The organism is Enterococcus sp. DIV0755f (assembly GCF_051713725.1).
GTDB classification, from domain to species: Bacteria; Bacillota; Bacilli; order Lactobacillales; family Enterococcaceae; genus Enterococcus_D; species Enterococcus_D casseliflavus.
In genome coordinates, this window is sequence record NZ_JBIOQL010000001.1 from 1,297,969 (window position 1) to 1,321,381 (window position 23,413).

At 43.7% G+C, this 23,413-nt stretch carries 25 protein-coding genes; 13 read left to right on the forward strand and 12 right to left on the reverse strand.

The genetic code is table 11. The annotated features are described in order from the left end of the window. Positions 1–27 precede the first annotated feature (27 nt). Complete coding sequence (locus IGI73_RS05760; protein WP_060792506.1) at positions 28–438, reverse strand: Ohr family peroxiredoxin; 411 nt, start codon at positions 436–438, stop codon at positions 28–30. A 247-nt stretch (positions 439–685) separates the two neighbouring features. On the opposite strand from IGI73_RS05760, the gene IGI73_RS05765 reads away from it, so the two are divergent. Both IGI73_RS05765 and IGI73_RS05770 read left to right on the forward strand, forming a co-directional pair. After that, positions 686–898, forward strand: coding sequence for a hypothetical protein (locus tag IGI73_RS05765; protein ID WP_005225691.1), 213 nt, complete (start codon positions 686–688; stop codon positions 896–898). After that, on the forward strand, positions 895–1,854 hold the full coding sequence (locus tag IGI73_RS05770) for an SPFH domain-containing protein (protein WP_010747934.1): 960 nt from the start codon (positions 895–897) through the stop codon (positions 1,852–1,854). The genes IGI73_RS05765 and IGI73_RS05770 overlap by 4 nt, the downstream gene beginning before the upstream one ends. A 65-nt stretch (positions 1,855–1,919) precedes the next feature. Here IGI73_RS05770 and mprF read toward each other — a convergent pair whose 3' ends face one another. Both mprF and IGI73_RS05780 read right to left on the reverse strand, forming a co-directional pair. Further along, a complete protein-coding gene (gene mprF / locus IGI73_RS05775; RefSeq protein WP_074931775.1) occupies positions 1,920–4,466 on the reverse strand; it encodes a bifunctional lysylphosphatidylglycerol flippase/synthetase MprF in 2,547 nt (848 codons plus the stop codon). Positions 4,467–4,468: 2 nt separating this feature from the next. Next, complete coding sequence (locus tag IGI73_RS05780; protein ID WP_428206378.1) at positions 4,469–5,194, reverse strand: alpha/beta fold hydrolase; 726 nt, start codon at positions 5,192–5,194, stop codon at positions 4,469–4,471. Between the two features lie 266 nt (positions 5,195–5,460). Here IGI73_RS05780 and IGI73_RS05785 point away from each other — a divergent pair, with 266 nt between their 5' ends. The 3 genes from IGI73_RS05785 to IGI73_RS05795 all read left to right on the forward strand — a co-directional run bounded on the left by IGI73_RS05785 (position 5,461) and on the right by IGI73_RS05795 (position 7,864). Continuing rightward, complete coding sequence (locus IGI73_RS05785; protein ID WP_428206377.1) at positions 5,461–6,486, forward strand: NAD(P)/FAD-dependent oxidoreductase; 1,026 nt, start codon at positions 5,461–5,463, stop codon at positions 6,484–6,486. 200 nt (positions 6,487–6,686) lie between these two features. Continuing rightward, positions 6,687–7,562 (forward strand): cation diffusion facilitator family transporter, encoded by an 876-nt coding sequence (locus tag IGI73_RS05790; protein WP_428206376.1) that lies wholly within the window; start codon positions 6,687–6,689, stop codon positions 7,560–7,562. Between the two features lie 131 nt (positions 7,563–7,693). Beyond that, on the forward strand, positions 7,694–7,864 hold the full coding sequence (locus IGI73_RS05795) for a hypothetical protein (protein WP_005225698.1): 171 nt from the start codon (positions 7,694–7,696) through the stop codon (positions 7,862–7,864). Between the two features lie 116 nt (positions 7,865–7,980). Here IGI73_RS05795 and IGI73_RS05800 read toward each other — a convergent pair whose 3' ends face one another. Beyond that, complete coding sequence (locus IGI73_RS05800) at positions 7,981–8,244, reverse strand: hypothetical protein (RefSeq protein ID WP_015509456.1); 264 nt, start codon at positions 8,242–8,244, stop codon at positions 7,981–7,983. A 168-nt stretch (positions 8,245–8,412) separates the two neighbouring features. Here IGI73_RS05800 and IGI73_RS05805 point away from each other — a divergent pair, with 168 nt between their 5' ends. The 8 genes from IGI73_RS05805 to IGI73_RS05840 all read left to right on the forward strand — a co-directional run bounded on the left by IGI73_RS05805 (position 8,413) and on the right by IGI73_RS05840 (position 15,846). Continuing rightward, a complete protein-coding gene (locus IGI73_RS05805) occupies positions 8,413–8,898 on the forward strand; it encodes a GNAT family N-acetyltransferase (protein ID WP_195960494.1) in 486 nt (161 codons plus the stop codon). 306 nt (positions 8,899–9,204) lie between these two features. Then, entirely contained in the window at positions 9,205–10,503 is a 1,299-nt protein-coding gene (locus IGI73_RS05810) for a PTS sugar transporter subunit IIC (RefSeq protein WP_005225702.1), read from the forward strand. Positions 10,504–10,531: 28 nt separating this feature from the next. Next, positions 10,532–10,783, forward strand: a complete 252-nt coding sequence (locus IGI73_RS05815; protein WP_005225703.1) for a hypothetical protein — start codon at positions 10,532–10,534, stop codon at positions 10,781–10,783. A 1-nt stretch (position 10,784) separates the two neighbouring features. Continuing rightward, complete coding sequence (locus IGI73_RS05820) at positions 10,785–11,879, forward strand: DUF871 domain-containing protein (RefSeq protein ID WP_074535646.1); 1,095 nt, start codon at positions 10,785–10,787, stop codon at positions 11,877–11,879. A 4-nt stretch (positions 11,880–11,883) separates the two neighbouring features. Next, positions 11,884–12,996 carry an amidohydrolase/deacetylase family metallohydrolase gene (locus IGI73_RS05825; protein WP_010747945.1) on the forward strand — a complete coding sequence of 371 codons (1,113 nt, stop codon included), beginning with the start codon at positions 11,884–11,886 and terminating at the stop codon, positions 12,994–12,996. After that, complete coding sequence (locus tag IGI73_RS05830) at positions 12,980–14,086, forward strand: DgaE family pyridoxal phosphate-dependent ammonia lyase (protein WP_428206375.1); 1,107 nt, start codon at positions 12,980–12,982, stop codon at positions 14,084–14,086. Before IGI73_RS05825 ends, IGI73_RS05830 begins: the two co-directional genes overlap by 17 nt. After that, the gene (dagF, locus tag IGI73_RS05835) at positions 14,083–14,832 is read left to right on the forward strand and encodes a 2-dehydro-3-deoxy-phosphogluconate aldolase (RefSeq protein WP_074931736.1); all 750 of its coding nucleotides are present in this window, start codon (positions 14,083–14,085) and stop codon (positions 14,830–14,832) included. Before IGI73_RS05830 ends, dagF begins: the two co-directional genes overlap by 4 nt. A 9-nt stretch (positions 14,833–14,841) precedes the next feature. After that, positions 14,842–15,846 carry a sugar kinase gene (locus IGI73_RS05840; protein ID WP_428206374.1) on the forward strand — a complete coding sequence of 335 codons (1,005 nt, stop codon included), beginning with the start codon at positions 14,842–14,844 and terminating at the stop codon, positions 15,844–15,846. Between the two features lie 106 nt (positions 15,847–15,952). Here IGI73_RS05840 and IGI73_RS05845 read toward each other — a convergent pair whose 3' ends face one another. The 8 genes from IGI73_RS05845 to IGI73_RS05880 all read right to left on the reverse strand — a co-directional run bounded on the left by IGI73_RS05845 (position 15,953) and on the right by IGI73_RS05880 (position 23,270). Next, the gene (locus IGI73_RS05845) at positions 15,953–16,531 is read right to left on the reverse strand and encodes a TMEM175 family protein (protein WP_010747949.1); all 579 of its coding nucleotides are present in this window, start codon (positions 16,529–16,531) and stop codon (positions 15,953–15,955) included. 99 nt (positions 16,532–16,630) lie between these two features. Then, complete coding sequence (locus tag IGI73_RS05850) at positions 16,631–17,191, reverse strand: TetR/AcrR family transcriptional regulator (RefSeq protein ID WP_010747950.1); 561 nt, start codon at positions 17,189–17,191, stop codon at positions 16,631–16,633. Positions 17,192–17,193: 2 nt separating this feature from the next. Then, the gene (locus IGI73_RS05855) at positions 17,194–18,117 is read right to left on the reverse strand and encodes a phytoene/squalene synthase family protein (protein WP_428206373.1); all 924 of its coding nucleotides are present in this window, start codon (positions 18,115–18,117) and stop codon (positions 17,194–17,196) included. Continuing rightward, on the reverse strand, positions 18,107–19,594 hold the full coding sequence (locus IGI73_RS05860; protein WP_005235239.1) for a phytoene desaturase family protein: 1,488 nt from the start codon (positions 19,592–19,594) through the stop codon (positions 18,107–18,109). Before IGI73_RS05860 ends, IGI73_RS05855 begins: the two co-directional genes overlap by 11 nt. Continuing rightward, complete coding sequence (locus IGI73_RS05865; protein ID WP_428206372.1) at positions 19,591–20,307, reverse strand: ABC transporter ATP-binding protein; 717 nt, start codon at positions 20,305–20,307, stop codon at positions 19,591–19,593. The genes IGI73_RS05860 and IGI73_RS05865 overlap by 4 nt, the downstream gene beginning before the upstream one ends. 11 nt (positions 20,308–20,318) lie before the next feature. Next, positions 20,319–21,383: an ABC transporter permease gene (locus tag IGI73_RS05870; protein WP_005235249.1), complete on the reverse strand. Its 1,065-nt coding sequence runs from the start codon at positions 21,381–21,383 to the stop codon at positions 20,319–20,321. 314 nt (positions 21,384–21,697) lie between these two features. Continuing rightward, on the reverse strand, positions 21,698–22,357 hold the full coding sequence (locus tag IGI73_RS05875; RefSeq protein ID WP_194185273.1) for an HD domain-containing protein: 660 nt from the start codon (positions 22,355–22,357) through the stop codon (positions 21,698–21,700). Then, positions 22,347–23,270 (reverse strand): dihydrodipicolinate synthase family protein, encoded by a 924-nt coding sequence (locus IGI73_RS05880; RefSeq protein WP_428206371.1) that lies wholly within the window; start codon positions 23,268–23,270, stop codon positions 22,347–22,349. The genes IGI73_RS05875 and IGI73_RS05880 overlap by 11 nt, the downstream gene beginning before the upstream one ends. Positions 23,271–23,413: the final 143 nt, after the last annotated feature.

The following is a 23,413-nucleotide window of genomic DNA, read 5'->3' on the forward strand; positions in this document are numbered from 1 at the left end:
TATCATAGCTGTTTTTTCAACGAAAGTCTACTCGCTAACGGCTTTGACAGACACTTCAATGTTGCCAGCTGTAGCTTTTGAGTAAGGACATACGGTATGAGCGATTTCAAGCAATTCTTGTGTTTCCTCTGTTGATAAACCTTCGATTTGACCTTCGATCTCAACGCCTAAAACAAAGCTTGATTCACTTTCTGCGTATAACGTCACTTGTGCACTGACAGTCGAAGCACCGTCGATTCCTTTGTTGCTTTTCACTAATTCAAGGGCACTATTGAAACAAGCACTAAACCCAGCCGCAAAAAGTTGTTCTGGATTGGTGGCATTTTCAACACGTTTGCCAGGTGCAGTAATATTTAGTTCAAATGAATGATCGGGACTATGAACTTCTCCTGAACGGCCGCCAGTGTTGATCATTTTTGTCGAATACATTTTTTTCATTATTTCTTCACTCCTGATTTTTATATTTTGTACAATTAGATTGTATGCAATTTAATTGGGAAATGCAAGGGATTTGTTTTCAGCTCGTCTTTTTTTCTAAAAAGGAGGGAATTATGAAATGTATACTGTCCTCTTGGGTGAAACGTGCTATTATAGTTAGTAACACTTGTCATAGAATGAATGAATCAATTGAAACGAAAAATAACCTGCACGAAGGCAAAGAGGGTGGAAAATCATCGTAGACTACATGGAACAACGCGCGGTTGGACGTTATTTTCGATCGCTGACGGATCATTATTCAGGCTATATCCGTCTTTATGGCACCTACACAGAATATCGGGTGATTGCAGGGATTCCTGCTGAAAATGTCATGTTAGAGATTATCGGGGTTGAAAACGGTGTCTTATTGACCCGTGTTAACAATACATTATTTGAAAATGGAAGAGGGTTTTTACAATGATCATTATCCAAATTATTTTAGTTATCTTCGTATTAGTGATTCTGATTTGGCTGATCGCAAGCACTGCTGTGATCGTTCGTCAAGGGGAAGTCAAAGTTGTGGAAAGTTTTGGGAAATATGTTCGAACGTTGGAACCAGGTCTTCATTTTCTTGTTCCGATTTTATATACCGTAAGAGAAAGAGTGTCCTTGAAACAGATTCCTCTGGAGATCGAACCGCAAAGTGCAATTACCAAAGACAACGTAATCGTGCAGATCGATGAAGCAATCAAATACCACGTCACAGATGTTCGTGCCTTTGTTTACGAAAATGAAAACTCCGTTATCTCAATGATTCAAGATGCCCAATCAAACTTACGGGGGATCATCGGGAAAATGGATCTGAACGAGGTTCTAAATGGAACTGAAGAAATCAACGTGGCTCTATTTACTTCAATCAAAGACATCACTGCTGGCTATGGGTTAGCGATCGACCGGATCAATATCGGGGAAATCAAAGTTTCTCAAGAAATCATTGAATCAATGAATAAATTGATCACAGCTTCAAGAGACAAAGAATCCATGATCACAAGAGCCCAAGGGGAGAAATCTTCTTCAGTCTTAAGTGCCGAAGCCAAAGCTTCGCAAATGACGATCGACGCGCAAGCTCGGGCAGAACAAACCCAAATCGATGCAGAGGCGCGGGCAAAACGTGTACGGATCGATGCTGAGGCAGAAGCGGAACGAATCGCGAAAATCACTGAAGCTGAACGCAAACGGATTTTAGCTATCAATGAAGCAATCAAAGAAAGCCAGCTAGACGAGCGCTCCTTATCTTATCTAGGGATCGAAGCCTTTAAAGACGTGGTCAACAGCAATACCAACACGGTCATTCTGCCATCCAATATGACGGAACTAGGAAATATTCCAGTCGTCAAACAACTTTGGGAAAACGCACCATCTAAATCAGCAGAATAACTTCTAAGCGCAACAAATGAAAAAGCTCAAATGCTCCGAGAATAAACCGGCGCATTTGAGCTTTTTTATTTCGTTTTGTCTGCCGCTTGATTATCGACGATCAACAGGGCAATCATGACATAACCGATCCAACTGTCCCGAGAATATAAGATGTAGCGAGGGGACCAAGAAGCGGCATATTTCTGTTTGTATTCCCGCAATCCTTCAAAGGAATAGAAGCGAGACCCGAAGGTGTAAACGAGATAGGCGATCCGCTCTTGTAAGAAACTACTGCGGAAAGTACCAACATTGGCTAATGGTGCCATACCTAAATCGAATTGTTGGTAGCCTTGTTCTTTAAAATAGTCAAACAGCTGAATAAACAAGAAATCCATCGTTCCGTTCGGGGCTTTTTCAGGATCGTGACGCATCAGATCAATGGAAGCTAAGCCTGTCTGATAGGTTGGCATAAAGGAAGCAAACGCGACGATCTCTTGTTGCTGATTACGGACGACGGCAATTGGTGCGGTACTCAGATAGGATTCTGAAAAGAATCCAAGGGAGAACCCTTTTTCTTTCCGTCCATCTAGCCAGTTGTCAGAAATTTCCTTAAGGGTGGCAAAGGTTTCGGCTGAAAAGGGTGGAGTGAGCACATCAAAGGTAAAGCCTTCTTTGGTGATCTTGTTGTTCAATGCCCGCTGTCCCTTCATTTTCTTTCCTGAGAGGGTGAAGCTAGGCAGATCCACATAGGCTTTCTCACCGAATTTGATAAAGTCATACCCGAATTCATGCAGTAGCATCACCATTTCTTCACTACTTTCATAAAAGACTGGCAAGTAATTCCACTGATCCATCTCTGTTAGAAAGGTTTCCAGTGCCTGGGGAAAGTCTGCTTGCTTTCCAGAAGGATCCCCCATGACTAAGCATTTATTATTAAAGGTCGTAAATTGAAAAAAGACCGTCGGCTCGCCGATTTCTGGATAAACGTACACTTGCTTGTCTTTTAAATAGACAAGATGGCTATCGCTATTGCCGCCATAAGTGTTCAAAATATGCTTCACTTTATCGGTGGCGGCACTGACGCCGAGTTGGTGCTTTGGTCCCATCAAGTAGCGTGCAAACAGCAGCATCGCAACGGCGACGAATAAAATCGCAACGAAGCCTTGGAGCCATAATTTTTCAGAAGGGAAAAGCAAAAAATCCATCGAATGGTGATGCGTCGGATGCCGATTGATATGGGGCATATTGTAGACCCCGATAATGACATAGAGGATCGTCAATGAACCAATCAGCAAACCATCGATCGTCAGCCATTCCCAAGCGAAAACCAGTTGCTTTCGGAATAGCTCGCTTTTTGAAAAAATCATGATCGCCAGTAATAATAGAAGAAACAGCATGGTCGAAAAGCGGAAACCCGCAAAAATAGCATAGCCGATCGTTGCTGCAATCAACAAAAGCGTCGGCACATACGCGCGACTGACACGGGCAGAGATGCCGCGACCGGCAATCAAAAAGAGATAGCCGAGAAAGATACTCGGGTACTGCATTACAAAATTCAAGCGAATCGGATTGAGGTGGGCTAACCATTTGATTTGATCAAAGGCTTCTGGAATCGTGGCGGAAAGCACCAACATCGTTCCAGTCAAATAAAGCAGCAACACTTCGATCTTGTGGAACACTTCCAACAACAAGCTTTTTGGAATACCAGAAAAGCGCTGGTTGAGAGAGACACCGACATTTTTTGAGAAAAAAAGCAAACCGATCAAAAAGGGAATGATGTAATAAAACAGACGGAACAGCAAGAGCCAGGCAATGACACTTTCACGGGGAATCTGTAGTGAACCCATTCCCATGATCATCATGACATCAAAGGTTCCCAGTTCCCCGGGAATCATCGAGACGATCCCAATCACGGAAGCAGCGATGAAAAGCGGCAACAGTTGAAACACATCGACCGAGAGACCCATCAACAGACCCGTCGTAAAGAAGGCGGCAAAAACACCTAGCCATTCCAATAAGGAAGCGGCGATCAGCTGCAGACGATCACGTCGTTGCAGCCCACCTAAGTAGGCATTTTTTTTGGAAAAACTAAGCGCATAGACGATTGGAAAATAAAGACTGCCGCCTAAAAGCCAGATCCAATACTGTTGGAGATAATCGGTCGTGGGACCGAAGAGGACGAATGCCAGCGCAGCAAGCGATAAAATCGAAAGACCAGACATCAAATAGATAAAAATCTTCGATATTGCTTGGGCAACGTCTTTGCCTTTTTTTCCTTTGCCATAAAATTCCGACCGTAACCCGATACTGATGAAACCGCCAAAGCCGATCAAATTGTTCATGGTATTGATGATCCAGCTGGTTTCTAGTAAATAACGGCGATCAGGTTTGTCCCCTAGCAAGCGATTCAAGACGATATCATATAAGACCATGGGAAAGACACACAGTAAGCCAATGACAGCCATTAAAGCCACTCGCCAAAGGGATAGCTGCGCAAACAATTGTTTTAGTTGATCAATCGAGATCGTCTTGCTTAACGAAAGCAGCTCGCCGAACACGATCACGGCGACTGCAATTAAGAAGAGGGTTTTAAACAGTGAGCGGTGGTCGCGGAGCCAAGTAAAGATTCTCATAGTTATTCACCGACCTTTTCTAAAAAAGATAAAACTTTCGTATTAAATACTTCTGGATTTTTTCGTGCAAAACTATGTCCTTGTCCTTTGACGACGATAAAATTGGACTGAGGAATACTGTTTGCAATATAAAAAGAATGGGAAAGCTTGATCGAATCACGTTTGCCGACCAAAATCAATGTCGGCACACTGAGGTGATTCAAATCGGCTGTAGATAAACCGATTGGACGAAACAACAATCCCAAAATAGGCAGAAAGCCCCGCATGCCTTTGGAGAATGGGGAACAAAGCCAAACGATCAGATATTGCAAGACACTGCCGATTCGAGAAAAGAGCCTCACACCTCGCGGTTCCGTGTTGCCAGAGTTTAAAATCATGCAGCTGACACGCTCTGGGTAGAGATGGCAAAAGACCATCGCCAGATTGGCACCATCGCTAAATCCTAGTAAGGCGATTTTCGTTAGCTTTTCTTGCTGAATAATTGCTAAAAGATCTGTTGCCATTTTAAAAAAATCGATTTTCTTCTGCGTATTAGTGGATTTGCCATGCCCTCGACTATCGATTAAATACAGTTGATGTTTTTGACGCAAGGCGTCGACCTGCTTTGAGAAATAGGCACTGCTGCCGCCATTTCCGTGCAGTAAAAAAAGAGGGCGTCCTGAACCGGTTTTCTCGTAATAGAGGACAGACCCGTCCGGTAAGGGCGCGTAACATTTTTCAACTTCCATTTTTTCACCTACTTTCTAAGAGTATACCTTGAAGTCAGGGACGATCACAAATATATCACTAGATAAAATGAGAAAAAATAACAATCTGCTCATCTTTTTTTTACCAGAAGTTCAGGAAAAGGCTTTTTTCTTTACAATGTAAAGAAAAATAATTGGTAACCATAATTAATTTGTTTTCAGAAAATTCTTTACAAATGGACGATCGTTGTCTATAATCGAACTAACTAATTGAGAATGATTTTCATTTACGAAAGAGAGGCTAGCCAATGACCACTATAGCAGATGTTCTGATTATCGGCGGAGGACCCACTGGACTCTATGCGAGTTTTTATGCTGGATTACGTGATCTATCGGTCGTATTGTTTGAAGCACAAGCCGAATTAGGCGGGAAGATCAATTTCTATCCTGAAAAAATGGTCTGGGATGTGGGTGCATTGCCGCCCACCAAGGGAAAGAAAGTCAAAGAACACTTGATTGAACAGGCCAAGTTGTTTGATCCAACGATCTATCTGAAAACGAAAATCATTTCATTGACCAAGGAAGACGACCTTTTTTATGCAGTGGATGACCAAGAGAGGACCCATGTTGGACGCACCGTTTTAGTCTGCATCGGCGGCGGTGTCGTTTCTCCGCAAAAATTGCCATGTTTCATCCATAATAATGTCGACAACTATATCCACTATCAGTTTCCTGACCAGCAAGCGATCCAAGGCAAGCATCTAGTGATCTCTGGCGGCGGTGATGCGGCAGTGGATTATGCGATCGAAGCAGTGTCTTATGGTGCCAAAGTCACCCTGTGTTACCGAGGAGAAAAATTGAAAGCCCATGAAGCACAAGTAAAGAAGATGAAAGCAGAAGGGATTCAAGTGCTGATGAATCACACCATCGATGGGGTGAATCAAGCCGAAACATTCAATATGGTTCTACGACTAAAAAACAGCGCCAACCATGAAACGATCGATTTTTTATGCGATCATCTACTGATCCAACACGGGTATGACCGTGACAGTGGCTTGTTAGATAAAGTCTCCTTTGATCTTGCACGCCATGAAGACTTTTACCTCAATTGCGAGATTCCTACAAAAACTAGCCATCCTGGTGTTTTTGCGGCAGGCGACATTCATTATTTCAAAGGCAAAGTGAATCTTTTGGCGGGAGCCTTTCAAGATGCTGCGCAAGCAGTCAACCAAATCAAACACTATTTAGAGCCGACCAGTGTCCCACAGGCGATGGTTTCATCCCACAATGAGAAATTCAGTGAAAGAAATCGCCAGTTGTTGGTGAATGAGTAGCCATGCTTCTTTGTGAAAGAAAAAGTAGAAAAAGCAGGAGTCCCTTATGGGTCCTGCTTTTTTGGTTTCCTCAGAACAGAAATTCGTTTCACTAGAAGTGAATGTTTGCCGCTCCTAAAAAATAAAATCTCTCAAATAAATGATGCAAACTGTGAAAATTTCAGCTATTATTTTCAAGTTGACTATTTGGAGGGGATGACATGAATCAAACAAGATACGTAGAATTAAAACAAGCAGAAAGAGGCGCCATCTTAAGTATCGTTGCCTACATTTTGGTTTCCATCGCCAAACTTGCCATCGGTCGTTTGGCAAACTCTGAAGGACTATGGGCAGATGGGTTGAACAATGCGACGGATATCGTAGCGTCGATCGCTGTCTTGATTGGTTTGCGTCTGGCTCAAAAGCCAGCAGATGAAGACCATAAATATGGTCATTGGAAAGCAGAAAACGTGGCAAGTCTCGTAACATCCTTGATTATGCTGGCAGTCGGTCTGCAGGTCTTATGGTCCTCCATTCAAACGATTCTACTCGGAGAAACGCAAAGTCCCGATATGATCGCGGCAGTCGTCGGTATCATTTCAGCTATTTTGATGTATGGCATGTATTATTATAATAAGCGATTATCCGCTCGCGTAAAAAGCTCCGCTCTGCTAGCAGCTGCTAAAGACAACCGCAGCGATGCGTGGACGAGTATTGGAACTGCGATCGCTATTTTTGCCGCCTCATTTGGTATCGGTTGGTTGGACAGTTTGACTGCGATCGTGGTAGCTCTTTTGATTATCAAAACCGCCGTCGATATTTTTCGTGAGAGTGCCTTTTCACTTTCTGATGGGTTTGATGAATCGCTAGTCGTGGAGTATGAAGCGGCAATCGCTGGTTTTTCTGAAGTGAAATCTGTCAAATCGATTCGAGGAAGAATGTATGGCGCCAATGTTTTTCTCGATGTCGTCGTGACGATGGACAAATCTTTGACGGTTGAAAAGAGTCATAACGTAGCAGATGCTATTGAAGATCTCTTAGCTGATCGTTTTCAGGTGTTTGATACTGACATCCACATCGAGCCTGCTACCGAATAAATTTTCTGGAAAAACCTTGATAGGACAAGGATGTAAACCACCCGTTTCCTGTTTGTAAACTGAAAAGTTCTTACGGAACCTGCTCATTCATGGCAAACTAGAGGTAACAAAGGAAGAAAGTAGGGAGCCCTATGAATAATAAGCAGGTAGTAGAAAATGAATTAGTTATTTCTTTAGATAAAATGGATGAAACAGAAATGATGGCACTTTGCCAACAATATATTGCGGCTATTGATGATAGCCAAGTCCTCTTCGCTTTACTGAAAAAAGTTCAAGCCTCAAAAGCAGCAGTAAGTAAATAAAAAACAAACCGGCATCTTATGCATTGATGTTCCCCTCAGCGAAAGCGAAAGGCGCATTGATCAACAGGAAAAGATGCCGGTTGTTTTTTAATTTGTATGAGTCTTTTTAAAAACTTTTAAAGGACGTTTAATAGTGCGATTAACCCATAGATGATCAAAGAGGCTATTCCTAGAGGAACAATGCGTCGGAATATAATCTCTTTCAAGCGCTTGCCTGCTTGTCGTTCTTTTTCATAGTTAGGATCATGGGCATGCGCTTTAAATTGCTGAGGAGAACGAGAGAAGATCAAGCCGTTGGTCATCGATAAAACCCAGCCAATCAACGCCATGAAGAACGAAACAAAAATGATTGCCAGTAAAAGTAGTTGCAAGAGCTGCATCGTGTTGCTACCTCCTTTTCGTCACCATTTTTTCACTTCTAGTTTACCATCTTTTGAGACATTTTGGGGTCTTTGTTCCACGTGCCCTTTCTTTTTTTTCCTTATCCCTTATAATAGAGATATTTATAAACGAGTTTTTGTTTCGTGCAGCAGAAAGAAGGGGTTCTTATGGCAATCACAAAAAAAATCGTTCAATCACCTGAAGATTTCCAAACGTTGGATCGTTTGATCAAAGAAATCTGGCCAGAAGTGTTTACACCTATCATTGGGTCCGATCAAGTCGCGTATATGCTGGCTCATTACCAATCACCAGCAGCGATTCAAAACGAAGTCCAGCAAGGAGCAGTCTATCTTTTGTTATTAGAAGGAGACCGAGCAGTAGGATATACAGCGTATGAAGAAACGCAGCAGCAGATTTATTTAAGTAAATTGTATCTCCATCAATCCACTAGAGGCAAAGGCTATGCCAGCCAAGTCTTTGATTGGTATGAGGAGATCGCCTCAGGCAAAACACTGCATTTAAACGTCAACAAACAAAACCAGCAGGCGATCGCTGTTTATGAGCATCGCGGCTTTACGCGTGTTTCTAAACGCACCGTTGCGATTGGTTCGGGATTTGTGATGGATGATTTTATTTATGAGAAGAAAGTATAATTAAGTAGAAAATTCATTTGAAAAACTAAAAAACATTAAATGAATCAAGAATACTATTTTTGATTTTAATATCGTGCCTATTGGAAAACATTGCCAATAGGTTTTTTTGTATCAAGCTATTCAAAAATCCCTTATCAACACATAAATTTTTAAGTTTTGATATTGTGTAAAATTACGATGAATAAATGTTATTTTGAGTTGTTAAAAATAGTTTCGTCTATTCGTAAAAAACATATTTACTCCCAGGAAGCACTGTGCTATTATCCTTGTATAAACATTATAATGTTATAAACTAAGGAGGCAATTATGAAAGGGTTTGTAGAATTTATTGAACAGAAGTTGATGCCGATTGCAAATAAAGTGGGGATGCAACGGCACATGGTAGCGATTCGTAAGGGGATCATCGCTACGTTACCGTTAACGATCGTTGGGTCTTTCTTCACGATCTTGCTGAATTTTCCCATCGAATCAGTCGCTGCGGTGATCGAACCGTATCGGGAAGTTTTGGATATTCCCTTTCGTTATACAGTCGGATTATTGGCATTGTATGCAACGTATGGGATTGCTTCATCGCTAGCCAAAAGCTACAAGCTGGATTCATTGACTGCGGGTATCTTAGCAACGATGTCCTTTCTTGTAACCGCTGCACCACCGTTGCGAGTCTTCGATTCTGTGGAAGGCATCATTGATGCGGGACGTTATATCAATGTGGCAAACTTAGGCTCAGGCTCTTTGTTTGGCGCGATCGTCACGGCAATCTTGTCCGTTGAAATCTATCGTTTCTTTATCGTAAAAAACATTACCATCAAAATGCCAGATGGCGTGCCACCAGAAGTGACGAATTCATTTATGGCGTTGATTCCTGGAGGAGCGATCCTGATTTTGTTCTGGGTGATCCGTCATATGTTAGGCTTTGATATCAATGGCTTTTTAAGTAACTTGTTGATGCCGTTAAAAGACGTGCTAGCTGGTAACAGCTTGTTTGGTGGCTTATTGACTGTCTTCTTGATCTGTTTCTTCTGGGTACTGGGGATTCATGGACCAGCCATCATGGGTCCTGTCATTCGTCCATTCTGGGATATTTCCATCGCTGAAAATATGGAAGCGTTCCAAGCATCTGGCAATGCGCATGAATTGCCTAATATTTTTACGGAACAATTTTTACAATGGTTCGTCTGGATCGGTGGAGCCGGTACGACCTTAGCGTTGGTCGTTTTGTTCTTCTTCTCCAAATCAAAATACTTGAAACAATTGGGCCGTTTATCCATCTTGCCAGGCTTATTCAATATCAATGAACCAGTGATTTTCGGTGCACCGATCGTAATGAACCCAATCTTAGGCATTCCGTTCTTGGTGGCACCATTGATTACGACAACGATTTCTTACTTCGCGACTATTACGGGTGTCGTACCGATGATGGCTGCCAGACTTGGGTTTGCCATTCCAGCACCAATCGCCGCCTGGATGAGTACGGACTGGAGTATCGCAGCAGCGATTTTAGTAATCGTCAACTTCTTTATCACACTCGCAATCTACTACCCATTCTTTAAAGTCTTTGAGAAACAGCAGATTGCCCGCGAACAAGAAGAAGAAACAGCCGCTTAAGCAAGACAAAAAAGAGTGAGGTGCAAACATGGGGATTTATGCCATTTGTTTATTTTTTGGTTGTCAAATTTGGTTAACAAAATCAGCACAAGGGAAAAAAATTCAAGAAGTGCCGTTTTGGCGGATGCTTTTGTTCGGGATTCTTGGCGTTGCTGCAGCGATCCTACTGAGCCGTCAGTTTCCGTGGGGACCATTTTTGACGATAACGGCGACGATTGTTTGCAGTTCGCTTTTACTGACACGTTTTACTGCTTTTTATGAAGAAATGAGGATGAGATAAGTTGAAAAGACAACTAGGAGTATCGGTGTATCCCGATCACAGTGATTTTGAAACAGACAAAGCCTATCTGCAATTAGCCCATGATTATGGCTTTAGCCGCATTTTTATGAGTATGCTGGAAGTGAGTGACGGCAAAGAAAACGTGCAGAAAAAATTTAAAGCGTTGATTGATTTTGCCAAAGGATTAGGCTATGAAACGATTTTAGACGTGGCACCAGCCATCTTTTCGGAACTAGGCATCTCCTATGATGACTTGACCTTTTTCCATGAACTAGGTGCCGATGGGATTCGTTTAGATTTAGGCTTTGACGGCAATAAAGAAGCGATGTTGACCTACAATCCCTTTGGCTTAGCTGTTGAATTGAATATGAGCAATGATGTGGCGTATTTAGACAATATTTTGACCTATCAAGCCAACATTCCTTACTTATATGGCTGCCACAATTTCTATCCGCAAGAAGGGACTGCCTTGCCCTATGATTTCTTTGAAAAATGCAGTCGTCGTTTCAAGGAAAAAGGCATTCGAACCGCCGCATTTATCTCTTCTCAAACGGGAACGATCGGACCTTGGGATATCAATGATGGCTTACCGACCTTAGAAATGCACCGAAGAATGCCTGTAGAAACTGCCGCAAAGCATTTGTTTGCCACAGGCCTGATCGACGATGTCATTATCGGAAATGCTTATGCTTCTGAAGCAGAATTGGCAGCGCTAGGAGCGATTGATCGCTACCAGACCGCATTTGCTATTGAATTTGTGCCTGAAATCAATGAAGTTGAACGCCAAATCGCCCTGGACGAGCAGCATTACCGTCGAGGCGACATCACCGATCGGATGATCCGTTCCACAGAAGTTCGTAAAAAGTATAAGAACCATGACAATCCTGTCCATGACCACGAAGGCGTCTTTCAACGAGGGGACGTTGTGATCGGCAACGATCGTTTTGGCAAGTACAAAAACGAGCTGCAAGTCGTGCTAGAGCCTCACTCAGATCCACGAAAAAATAAAATCGGTTCGATCGTCGAACAAGAGTTAGTTCTGCTGCCCTTTATCCATCCTTGGTCGAAATTCACTTTCACAGAGAGGAAGGTGTAACGAAATGTTTGATTTGATTATTCGTCAAGCCCGCACGATCGATGAAGAAGTATTTGATATTGGGATTCAAGACGGCAAAATCACTGCTCTGGCACCCACGTTGCAGGAGCAGGCGAAACAAGAGCTGACCTTAGCAGAAGGGGAGTTCTTGTCAGCGGGTTGGATCGATGACCATGTCCATTGTTTCGAGGAAATGACGCTCTATTATGATTATCCAGACGAGATCGGTGTCAAACAAGGCGTCACGACCGTTATCGATGCGGGGACGACGGGCGCTGAAAATATCCATCGGTTTTATGATTTAGCCAAAGAAGCCAAAACCAATGTCTTTGCTTTAGTCAACATTTCCAAATGGGGGATCGTAGAGCAGGATGAACTTGCGGATCTGTCAAAAGTCAAAAAAGAATTGGTCAAAGAAGCACTGCAGAAGTTTCCTGACTTTATCGTCGGGATCAAAGCCCGAATGAGCAAAACGGTGATCGGCGAAAATGGCATCACGCCGTTGAAATTAGCGAAAACGATCCAAGCTGAAAATCAACCGCTGCCTTTGATGGTCCATATTGGTTCAGCACCACCGAATTTAGCAGAGATTCTCGCTGAATTGGAAACAGGCGATGTGGTGACCCATTGCTTTAACGGCAAAGCCAATGGGATTTTGGATCAGACAAACCAAACCATCAAGCCTTTCGTCTTTGCTGCCTATGAAAAAGGCTTGGTCTTCGATATTGGTCATGGGACAGACAGTTTCAATTTTGACGTGGCGGAGACAGCCTTTGCCAATCAGCTGAAGGCTTCTTCCATTAGTACAGATATCTACATTCGCAATCGTACCAATGGACCAGTCTTTGATTTAGCGACGACTATGGAAAAATTAGCGGTCGTAGGGTATGATTGGCGTGAGATCATCGAGAAGGTGACCAGTGCCCCAGCGAAGCAATTTCATTTACAGAACAAAGGCGAGATCGCATTGGGATATGATGCTGATTTTACGATTTTCCGCTTTGAAGCGGGCGAAAAGGAATTGACGGATTCTAACGGCAATCGCCGAATCACGACACAACAGATCGTGCCGCAAAAAGCGGTGATAGGAGGGGAACTTTTTGACACTGAATATTGAAGAATTAGGCTTGAAAGAAGTCATCAATGCTTCTGGCAAAATGACGATTCTAGGTGTCTCGAAAGTCAGCGAAAGTGTGCTTGCAGCCCAGCGCTACGGCGGGGAGCATTTCTTTGAAATGGCAGATCTAGCAGAAAAAACCGGAGCCTATTTAGCAGAATTGTTGAAAACGGAAGATGCACAGATCGTTTCTTCCGCTTCAGCGGGGATCGCCCAATCAGTGGCGGCACTCATCGGTCAAGGCGACAGCTATCATTTGTATCATCCATATAGTGAGAAAATCAGTAAGCGGGAGATCATTTTGCCCAAAGGCCACAACGTAGATTATGGCACACCAGTGGAAGTGATGGTGACACAAGGTGGTGGGAAGGTCGTGGAAGCAGGCTATGCCAATATGTGTACACCCGAGCACATTGAACAGATGATCACACCCGAAACGGCAGCGATCCTCTACATAAAGAGTCATCACACCGTTCAAAAAAGTATGTTGACGGTAGCAGAAACGGCCCAAGTTGCCAAGGCACACGATCTTCCATTGATCGTTGATGCGGCTGCTGAGGAAGATTTGTTTGCCTATACCCAAGCTGGTGCTGATTTAGTGATCTATTCAGGTGCCAAAGCATTTTCAGGACCGAGTGCTGGCTTAGTGATCGGCAAGCAGCCCTATGTCTCTTGGGTGCGCCTGCAATCCAAAGGGATAGGTCGAGCAATGAAAATCGGTAAAGACAATATTCTCGGATTTACCCAAGCCGTGACGGATTATCTAGTGGAGGGAACAGAATCTGGCGCTTCGATGCAAGAGCGTCTGCAACCATTTATTGCGGCAATCAATGAAATCACTGGTTTCGAAGCAAAAATCGTTCAAGACAGCGCTGGCAGAGACATTTATCGGGCGAGTGTTCAAGTGAAAGAACCAAGTGCCAATGCAGTGATCGACGCGCTAAAAGCAGGAGAACCAGCGATTTATACCCGTGAGTACCAAGCCAATAACGGCATTATTGAATTTGATATCCGAGCAGTCAATGAACAAGAAATGGCAGTGATCACTGATCGCTTACAAGAAATTATGTTAGGAGCAACACAAAAATGAAAACTTCACCCAATTATTTCGCTGACCGTGTCTGTCTAAATGTGTTAGCAAACTCCATCGACAATGCGAAAGCTTGTTACGAAGCAGCAGAGGGCAACATCGTCCTAGGTGTTTTATCAAAAAACTATGATAGTGACGAGGCGGCTATCGCTGACATGAAGAACTATCAAGTGGCAACAAATAATGCCCTTTCTGTAGGGCTTGGTGCTGGCGACCCCAATCAAAGTGAAATGGTCTCCCGAATTTCCGCTGTTCTTCAACCACAGCATGTTAACCAAGTGTTCACGGGAGCGGGGACCTCACGAGCTTTGCTAGGACAATCTGAAACGATCGTCAATGCCCTTGTTTCACCAACGGGAAAAGTCGGCTATGTCAATATTGCGACTGGTCCATTGAGTTCACAAACTCCAGCTGCAGAAGTCCCAGTCGAAACAGCGATCGCTTTATTAAAAGACATGGGCGCTAGTTCTATCAAGTATTTTCCAATGAAAGGGTTGGCTCATAAAGCAGAATATCAAGCGGTAGCCGAGGCTTGTGCCGCGAATGATTTTTATTTGGAACCGACCGGCGGTATCGATTTAGAAAACTTTGAAGAAATCTTGCAGATCGCTGTTGATGCAGGAGTGAAAAAAATCATTCCACATATTTATAGCTCGATCATCGATGGAGAAACAGGGGACACACGCCCTGGAGATGTACAGACATTAGCAGAAATGACGAAAAAGGTGTTGGCAGCAGCCAAATAGGGGGGATCAATGATGCGGATCGGTGCTTACGGTGAGGTAATGATGCGGTTGACGCCACCAGAATATCGAACGTTGGAACAGACCCACTCTTTGCGAATGGATTTTACGGGAACAGGGGTCAATCTGTTAGGCAATTTGGCGCATTTCGGCTTGACGACGTCGATGCTGACGCAGGTGCCAGCCAACCGATTAGGAGATACGGCAAAAGCCAGCTTGCGTTCCTATGGGATTCAAACGGCATTTGTTGGCAAAAAATATAGTCATATCGGCAGTTATTTCGCCGAGATCGGCTACGGCGCTCGTCCGACCTATGTGACGTATCAAAATCGACATCATAGTTCCTTTGGCGTTTCAGGTCCAGAAGAATATGCTATCGATGGTTTTTTAGAAACGATCGATCTCATTCATATTTGCGGGATCTCTCTTAGTTTGACTGAGAAAACCTGGCAAACAGCTTTGGCTTTGGCCAAACAGGCCCATGCCAAGCAGATTCGCGTCTGCTTTGATTTCAACTTCCGTCCAAGCTTGAATGAAGAATTAAATCGGGAGGTACTGAAACGACGGTATGAAACGATCCTACCCTATTGTGATCTAGTTTTCGGCTCTGTCCGTGACTTGGAGGAGCTCTTGGCTTATCCCTTAGAGGAAACCGAAGGCGCCGAGCTTGCGTTGATCCAATCCTTTATTGACCAGTATCAACTAGAATGGTTCTGCGGGACACGGCGTCTAGCCGTGGAAGACAAGCAGTTTATCAGCGGAAGGATCATTACGGCACAAGATACCTATGAAACGGCACCGCAGCTGCTGCAAGTGTTGGATCGGATCGGGGCAGGGGATGCCTATGCTGCTGGCGTATTATTAGGCTATGCCGAAAAATGGTCGCTCCAACGCACCGCTGATTTTGCTATCACGAATGCAGTTTTGGCTCATACGATGCTGGGGGATGTCCCCTTAACCACCAAAGAACAAGTTGAACAAGTCTTACAGGCACCAGGGAAAGACTTAATTCGCTAGAAAAAACACTTGCGTCCTTCTCGTGATGGATGACTGCGCAAAAGTAGACCAATCGGCTGCTTGTGCGCAATCATTCATCGCTTGTAGGAGAAGGACGCAAGTGTTTTTATTGTTTTAAAAAGGTTTCTACTTTTTTCTCAGGGATCACCCACAATAATAGTACAAGACTATCCAGTGTGATGATAAATAGGGGATGGATCAGCCAGCCCAGGAGCAATGCCAGCACGTTGATAAACAACGTAAAGTAGAGTTTCTTGTATCCGCGAAACAGTTCCACGATGGCTTGATTGTCAGGATTGGCACGAACCAAGGATTTTCCAACTAGAAAATAGCTGAAATCCGTCAATAAAATGACAGCCCCGTATAGCAGCTGTGGGGCAAGAGCGACTGGATAACGACTGACCCATGACGTTACAAAAGGAAAGAGGGTCAGTGCCAGAATCAACAAATGATTCGCCCACAAGGTCCAACCGTCGATTTTAGATACTACTTGAAACAGATGATGGTGATTGTTCCAGTAGATCGCTAACATCACAAAGCTGATCAAATAAATAATAAATTGCTGTTCCACTCCTAAAAAAGAAGCAAAGGTATCGCCTTCGGGCTGGTGCAATTCCAATACTAATAAGGTCATTACGATCGCAATGACCGCATCGGTAAAGGCTTCGATTCGATTTTTTGACATGTACATCCATCCTTTTAAGTTTCTGTTTACTGGATCAGTGTACGCGATTGTCAGAAATTCGTCGAATGATTATTCTCGGGACAAAAGCCAACGTTCCAGCTATTTCGCAATTGGCCCATTGCCTAGTGCACCGAATAAAAACAAATCGATCGCTTCTGGCATCTTGTCTTCTTTTTCTGGTGAGTCCAAATGAGCCGCCATCAGTACTAACAATTGACTGGTGACAAATTCTGGGTCGACATCCGAACGGAGATTGGAATCACTGCGACGAAACAAGTCAAGAAACGGTTCTTTGTAATTTTTCCGCCAAAGCAAGTACAGTTTTTTAGAAGTGTCCTCAGAAACGGTATGCTGAATGTCGTGCATCATCATATAAAAATTGATCCGATGCCGACTTCTTAAAAAAAGAAACATGTTCAAGATTTTTTCAGAGATCGTCAAGGAAGTATCTTCAACGGTCTGATTTAGCTTTCCAGAAACCTCTTGTGCCAAAGAGACCATCACTTCATAATAGATGGCTTCTTTGCCTTTGAAGTGATAATAAAGATTGGGTTGGGTGATGCCGACGGCTTCTGCGATCTGTCTAGTAGAAGTTGCTTGATACCCCTGCTGCATAAACAGGTTCTCTGCCACTCGTAATATTTTTTCTCGCAAGTTCAAAGTCAGCCCTCCCAACGTTCCTGACGAAGCATTTTTTTCGCGGTAAACAAAAGTTGGATTTTCCGTTGTTTCGGTACCGCTGTTTTTTCAGCAAATACTTGATAGTTGTTTTTGCGAATCACAGTCAAGATTTCCCGATAGATCAAAGCAGCTGCTAATAGAGCTTCACGGCAATCTTCATCGATTTGCGGCATCATGACAAAAGATTCTTGATAAAGCGACTCTGCCAGTTGCGCCTCGTGTTCCCACATCTCGATAAACTGCGGGTTTTGATTGCCAGCTGCTAAAGCCTCTCGCGAAAGGTTGTATTGCGCCAAGACCGTTTGCGGCAAATAGATGCGGCCCATCCGCAGATCCTCGCCAATATCACGTAAAATATTGGTGCGCTGCATCGCTTCACCCAATTTGATGGCAGGCTCTTGAATCGCAGCGGCAGCTTGCGAGAGAATCGGCAAGAGCATCAGACCTACACTGCCAGCTACGTAGTAACTATAGTCAGAAAGCTCTTTTTCAGAGGTGGGCTGCTGGAAGTCAAGGTCTTGTTTTTGCCCCACCAATAGGTCGAAAAAGGGTTGAAATTGCAGATCAAACTGTTGGAAAGAAAGGGTCAATGCCCGCCAAATGGCTTCATCAGGATCTTCTTCCTTGACGGCTTGCGGCAAGTCGATCGTATCGTCTGATACTTGTTTTTGCATTTCTTCCAAGCGTTTTTTCATGGCTTCGATCAACAATGGGTCTTGCTTTTCATCGACGGCATCATCGGCACGTCGGCAAAAGGCGTAGACGGCATAGACGGCGCGGGCTTTGTCTTTTGGCAATTGAGAAAAGGCGGTATGAAAATTTTTCGAATGCTTTTTTATGATGGCCTCACAGTATAAAAAATCGTTGTCGTATTCATCAAAGACGCTTAATGATTTAACGGTCATCTTTTAACAACTCCTCCACAGCTAACTTGGCACTTTGCATCACGATTGGCACACCCGCTCCTGGATGCGTACTGCTGCCGCAGAAGTATAGGCCTTCTGCATAATCAAATTTATTATGGGGACGATAGTAATTGCTTTGGGCTAAGGTCGGTTTCAAGCCAAATGTCGCACCGTTGTAGGCATTGAACCGATCATTGAACGTATCTGGCGTATACATTTTTTCATACACGATGTGTTCATCGATATCCGTAAAGATCGTTTTTTCTTTTAATAATCCAATGATCTGCTGGCGGTAGCTTTGGATCGTTTCATCTGTCCATTGATCAAATTTAGATAATTCAGGTACTGGGACTAAAACATAAAGACCTTCTTGACCATCAGGTGCTAAGGAAGCATCTTTCAGGGTTGGGCGATACAAGTAGAAGGAAGGATCTTCTGGCAGCTTACCAGCCTCGAAAAGATCATCTACATTGCGTTTGAAATCATTGGCAAAATAAATGCTGTGGAGTGCGCTATCCTCATATTTTTTGTCCAGACCTAAATAAAGCAAGAAACAAGAACAAGAATAATCCATCGAAGCGATTTTTTGATTGGTGTATTTGCCGCGTTTTGATTCATCAGGAATCAAGCTTTCCATGGCATAAGGAAAATCAGCCGCACAAATCACGGCATCTGCGGTGATCGTTTCTCCATTGACACGAACGCCTTTGGTTTGCTTGTTTTCGATCAATAATTCATCGATCGGCGTATTGTAATGGATCGTACCGCCTAATTCTTGGAACAAACGTGCCATACCAGTGGCTAACGTATACATGCCGCCTTTGATGAAATAGACCCCATACATCAACTCGATCATAGGGATGATCGTATAAAGGGACGGCCCTTGGTAAGGGGAGACACCGATATACAAGGTTTGAAACGCCAATGATTTACGCAGGCGATCATCTTTGACAAATTTAGAAATGGAAGAGTAGGCGTCACTAAACGTTCGCAGCTTTAACCCTGCCCATAATGATTTGGGATTGTAAAAATCTCGCCATGTCCGAAACGACTTGGTGATGAAGGACTCTTTGGCGATCACATAGCGTTTGTAAATATCTGCTAAAAAGGCAAAATAGCCTTGAGCATCTTCTTCTGAGATCGCTTCTAGCGTTTTGGTCAATTCTACTAAGTCATTTGAGAAGGTCAGCGGTTCGTCTTGGGCAAAATACAGCTGCAGCATCGGATCGACTTTCTCCATAGGAATATAGTCATTCGGATCAACGCCAGCAAATTCAAACACTTCACGATAAATTTCAGGCATCATCACGATGGTGGGGCCCACATCAAAGGTAAAGCCGTTTTCCTTGATCTGATTCATTTTGCCCCCAGGTTGACCTTCTTTTTCGTAGAGGGTGACGTCATAGCCAAGTTTTTGCAAACGGACAGCAGCAGCTAATCCTGACACGCCCGCACCGACAACAATAATTTTTTTCATGCTTGCTCCTTCTGCGAATCATCTGATTCGGCTTCTTTTTTCGTGTGTTCTTTTTCTTCTAAAACGCCATCTTTCATGACGAGAACCCGATCACAATAATCTGTTAAACGGGTATCATGGGTCACCATAATGGTGGCTTTTTGTTTTTCTTTGGTTTCTTTTGCTAAGATTTTGACGACTTCGACGGCTTTTTTTGAATCAAGACTCGCCGTTGGTTCATCTGCCAATATGATGGTGGGATCATGATAGAGCGCTCGGGCAATAGCCACACGCTGTCTTTCACCACCAGAAAGTTCATCGGGGTATTTGTTCTGCAGCTTTTCGATCCCAAGTTGTTCAAACAATTCAGTTGCTGATTGCTCTTGGGTTTCTTTGCTGACCTTATCCACTAATTGGAGTTGCTTTTTGACCGTCAAAAAGGGGACAAGGTTGGAAGCTTGTAAAATAAAGCCGATCTTTTTGAAACGAGTTTTTGCCCGTTGCTTTTCTTTTTGTTTACTGAAGGGTTCGTCATTGATATACACTTCGCCTTCAGAGGGGGCTTGCAGACCACCGGCGATCGTTAGAAAGGTACTTTTCCCAGAGCCAGAAGGACCGATGATGGCGACAAATTCGCCTTTTTCTACCGAAAAGTTGGTTTCTTTCAAGGCTTCAATTGTCGCGTCCCCATCTTTAAATGATTTTTTGACTTGTTTGAATTCAATGGCACTCATGTTTTTTCCTCCTATCCGATTGCTTTCAATGGGTCGATTTTTACAATCGTTCGCACCGAGAAGAAAGCACCTAGCATCGCGATCAGAATCATCATGACACTGATACTAGCAAAGAATAATAGATTGATTTGGAATGGCACTGCCGCAGGTAACACGAGGGCGGTACCGATCGTTGCCAAACCACCGATCAAAACACCCGAGGTTGCCAATAAGAACGTTTGGGCGATCACCGAAAAAGCAATGTAGCGGCTAGAGATCCCTTGAGCTTTCATGACACCAAAAATTTCTGATTTTTGCATCGTTAGCACATAGATAAAAATACCGATAACGATGGCAGCGATCACGATCAAGAACCCGATCATAAAGCCAAAGGTCAGCACTTGTGCGTTGTAACCAGGCAATTCATTAATAAATTTGCTGATATCCGTAGCGACCAGATCATCTGGCACTTCTTTGATTTTGCCGCGAGTCACGATCGCGTTGATACGGGCATTTTCAGAATCATCTTCTTTTTCAAAACGAATTTCTTGATAAGCACCGATCGAGGTGTAGAGGACCGGAGCGACACTGAAGCGGGCGTTATCTGTAAAACCGACGATTTTCAATTTTTTGTCACTGCCTGCTAATTTGATGGTGTCACCAATGGAAATCCCGTATTCTTCCTCAATACTGCTGTCGGCGACCGCTTCATCATCTGAAGCAAACATCTCGCCATCGGTAATATTGGGTGCTAAAAATTGATCTGGATCAATGCCGAAAAAGGTGACATCGACTTTTTCACCGTTGTCTTCTTTGGTCACAACTCCAGCGGTTTGCGCCAAAACTGCTTTTTCTGGTGCATCGACTTCATCATAAAGACTGCGAGGAAGCATCGACATGTTTAAATTATCATTTGCTTCTTCGGTCAACAAAATTTGATCTGCCTCCCATTTGTCGACCGCCATCCGATTATCTTGAGCCAACCCATAAGCTAACCCAGTTAAAAAAAAGACCAAATAGGCGATTAAAAACATGACCCCTGTGACTAGGGCGTAACGCAATTTGGAATGGCGTATTTCATTGATTGCCAAAAACATAACGATTCCTCCTAATATTTTATCACTTGATAAAATAAAAATACCATTTTTTTTATTTTCAGCAAACTATCTTGCTTACAAAGAGTAAATTCGGTGAAAAAAGGAAGGTTACATAGAAGGGGCGTCTGTTGATTGAAGAAAACCACTTGCTGCCCTTTGATTTGAATAGGCGCGTAGGAGCAGCGAAGGGGCGGGGGATTTTAGTGGAGAAAGAACGTTTAGAATAACAGTAAAAGCCCTCTGATTCAGTGCAGACACAACTGCGGCGCTGAATCAGAGGGTTCCTATTTGAAGTCTGGTGCTGGATCAAAGTGTCAATCGTCAGTTTCTTTGCTTGTAGCGATAACTAACGGCACGATTTTTTCAAAGGAGTGACGGAAGCTTTCAGGTTGTGCTAATTTTTGATAGATGATCGCCAAACCGTCTTGGTTTTTGCGATAATCCAACCAAACCTTCAGCTCACTTTGAGGACCGTATTTCTTTGAAATGTACTGATACGCTTCATGATGCAATTGTTCTAAATCTGTCAGCTGCTTTTTCTCATAAGCAAAAAGCAAGGTACGCTTGAGGATTCGCTCAAAATTTAAGTCGCGATCGGCTTCGGAAATAATTTTGCCATAAAGCGAGCGAGGCTCATAGGGCAGCGAGGCGCGATGATCTTCTACAGCTTCGCCGATCATTGAAATGACTGGAGGAGAGAAAAAGCGTGGCAACACAGCATCTTGTTCAACGATCTTGCGGGAATTGCTTTCGTGGTTTTTGCGGCCATAGAGCAAGCCGATATCATGGTAGGCAGCTACCGTATAGACGATATTCAGGTCAACGGGCAATGTTTCAGCAATTTCAAAACTATTTTGGATCACTTGGTGGACGTGCGCTGGGGAGTGACTGCTATCCAATTGGTTGTATTGCGGGATGATGGAGCTTTCAATATAGTGCTTTAGTTGTGGATCAATCGGTGCATCAATCTTCATTTGTCTGGTTCTCCTGCCTTTCATGTGCTAGATGAGGGGGAATTGAGCCAGTGCCAAACCGATCAATTGTTTCTAGACCTAGCGGCTGACGACAAAAGCCAAAGGGCTGTCCATCAATGGTGATTTGCTGCTTGAGCCACGGAAGGTAACTGATGGTATTGGTTGGATCGCCAGCAGCTGCTTGTTCCATATTCTGCCATTCATTCGACGTAGAAATCGTTGCATCACCTTTCAATAAGCCCTGCCAAATCACCTGGATCTCCTTGGGACAAAGGTTTCCTGCCATTGATGACAGCCCGTTAAACCCTAGTGCGACCTTTTCCGCCAAGTCCGCTTCACCACCAGCATAAAAACGAAAATCGGCAGCCGTCTTTGTTTTTAGTTGAGGCACTCGCTCCTTCCTGCCAGCTTCTTTTAAGCCGATCACCCGAGGGTCAGCGATCAAGGTCAAGATACTTTCTGCAGATAAATCAAAGCCCGTGCGGCGGGGATTGTTGTATAAAATAACTGGTTTTTCGCAAGTATGGATCAATCCCTGAGCATAGAGCACGGCTTCCTTTTGCGTCAGGCAAAGATAAGGGGGAAAGCCTAAAACCACACCATCGATTCGGGGATTTTTGCTGACTGCTTCTGCCAACGCGAGCGTTTCATGAAATACGATGCCAGCTAAACCGAAGAGGACTTCGAAATCGGCTGCCCAGCTGGTTTCTTGCGCTAAGGCATGTAGAAGCTGTTTTTTTTTTGTCAAGGTCAATGAGTGCTGTTCACCGGTGGAGCCGCACACCAAAACCGATTTGATCCCTTGCTTTTGCAGTTGCAAGATATGAGCGATCGTCCTTTTCGTGTCAAGTCTTTCTGCATGATCAAATGCTGTTGGGACGGCAACATGCAGTGAGTGATTCAATGGAGTCATCCGATTCATCCTTTCTTGTGATACGTTTAGCCAGCGATGTTCTTCTTGCTTCTGGTGCAAGCCAAGGAAGACGAAACAACTGATTATCCACTAAGTGTAGCAAACTTCTCGTTTCAGCAAAAGGCTTAGCAAAATATTTTTAA

What these genes read in the sequence shown, in the direction of transcription:
- IGI73_RS05760 (WP_060792506.1), bottom strand. Translation starts at nt 438, where the DNA reads ATGAAAAAAATGTATTCGACAAAAATGATCAACACTGGCGGCCGTTCA.
- IGI73_RS05765 (WP_005225691.1), top strand. Translation starts at nt 686, where the DNA reads ATGGAACAACGCGCGGTTGGACGTTATTTTCGATCGCTGACGGATCAT.
- IGI73_RS05770 (WP_010747934.1), top strand. Translation starts at nt 895, where the DNA reads ATGATCATTATCCAAATTATTTTAGTTATCTTCGTATTAGTGATTCTG.
- mprF (WP_074931775.1), bottom strand. Translation starts at nt 4,466, where the DNA reads ATGAGAATCTTTACTTGGCTCCGCGACCACCGCTCACTGTTTAAAACC.
- IGI73_RS05780 (WP_428206378.1), bottom strand. Translation starts at nt 5,194, where the DNA reads ATGGAAGTTGAAAAATGTTACGCGCCCTTACCGGACGGGTCTGTCCTC.
- IGI73_RS05785 (WP_428206377.1), top strand. Translation starts at nt 5,461, where the DNA reads ATGACCACTATAGCAGATGTTCTGATTATCGGCGGAGGACCCACTGGA.
- IGI73_RS05790 (WP_428206376.1), top strand. Translation starts at nt 6,687, where the DNA reads ATGAATCAAACAAGATACGTAGAATTAAAACAAGCAGAAAGAGGCGCC.
- IGI73_RS05795 (WP_005225698.1), top strand. Translation starts at nt 7,694, where the DNA reads ATGAATAATAAGCAGGTAGTAGAAAATGAATTAGTTATTTCTTTAGAT.
- IGI73_RS05800 (WP_015509456.1), bottom strand. Translation starts at nt 8,244, where the DNA reads ATGCAGCTCTTGCAACTACTTTTACTGGCAATCATTTTTGTTTCGTTC.
- IGI73_RS05805 (WP_195960494.1), top strand. Translation starts at nt 8,413, where the DNA reads ATGGCAATCACAAAAAAAATCGTTCAATCACCTGAAGATTTCCAAACG.
- IGI73_RS05810 (WP_005225702.1), top strand. Translation starts at nt 9,205, where the DNA reads ATGAAAGGGTTTGTAGAATTTATTGAACAGAAGTTGATGCCGATTGCA.
- IGI73_RS05815 (WP_005225703.1), top strand. Translation starts at nt 10,532, where the DNA reads ATGGGGATTTATGCCATTTGTTTATTTTTTGGTTGTCAAATTTGGTTA.
- IGI73_RS05825 (WP_010747945.1), top strand. Translation starts at nt 11,884, where the DNA reads ATGTTTGATTTGATTATTCGTCAAGCCCGCACGATCGATGAAGAAGTA.
- dagF (WP_074931736.1), top strand. Translation starts at nt 14,083, where the DNA reads ATGAAAACTTCACCCAATTATTTCGCTGACCGTGTCTGTCTAAATGTG.
- IGI73_RS05840 (WP_428206374.1), top strand. Translation starts at nt 14,842, where the DNA reads ATGATGCGGATCGGTGCTTACGGTGAGGTAATGATGCGGTTGACGCCA.
- IGI73_RS05845 (WP_010747949.1), bottom strand. Translation starts at nt 16,531, where the DNA reads ATGTCAAAAAATCGAATCGAAGCCTTTACCGATGCGGTCATTGCGATC.
- IGI73_RS05855 (WP_428206373.1), bottom strand. Translation starts at nt 18,117, where the DNA reads ATGACCGTTAAATCATTAAGCGTCTTTGATGAATACGACAACGATTTT.
- IGI73_RS05860 (WP_005235239.1), bottom strand. Translation starts at nt 19,594, where the DNA reads ATGAAAAAAATTATTGTTGTCGGTGCGGGCGTGTCAGGATTAGCTGCT.
- IGI73_RS05865 (WP_428206372.1), bottom strand. Translation starts at nt 20,307, where the DNA reads ATGAGTGCCATTGAATTCAAACAAGTCAAAAAATCATTTAAAGATGGG.
- IGI73_RS05870 (WP_005235249.1), bottom strand. Translation starts at nt 21,383, where the DNA reads ATGTTTTTGGCAATCAATGAAATACGCCATTCCAAATTGCGTTACGCC.
- IGI73_RS05875 (WP_194185273.1), bottom strand. Translation starts at nt 22,357, where the DNA reads ATGAAGATTGATGCACCGATTGATCCACAACTAAAGCACTATATTGAA.
- IGI73_RS05880 (WP_428206371.1), bottom strand. Translation starts at nt 23,270, where the DNA reads ATGACTCCATTGAATCACTCACTGCATGTTGCCGTCCCAACAGCATTT.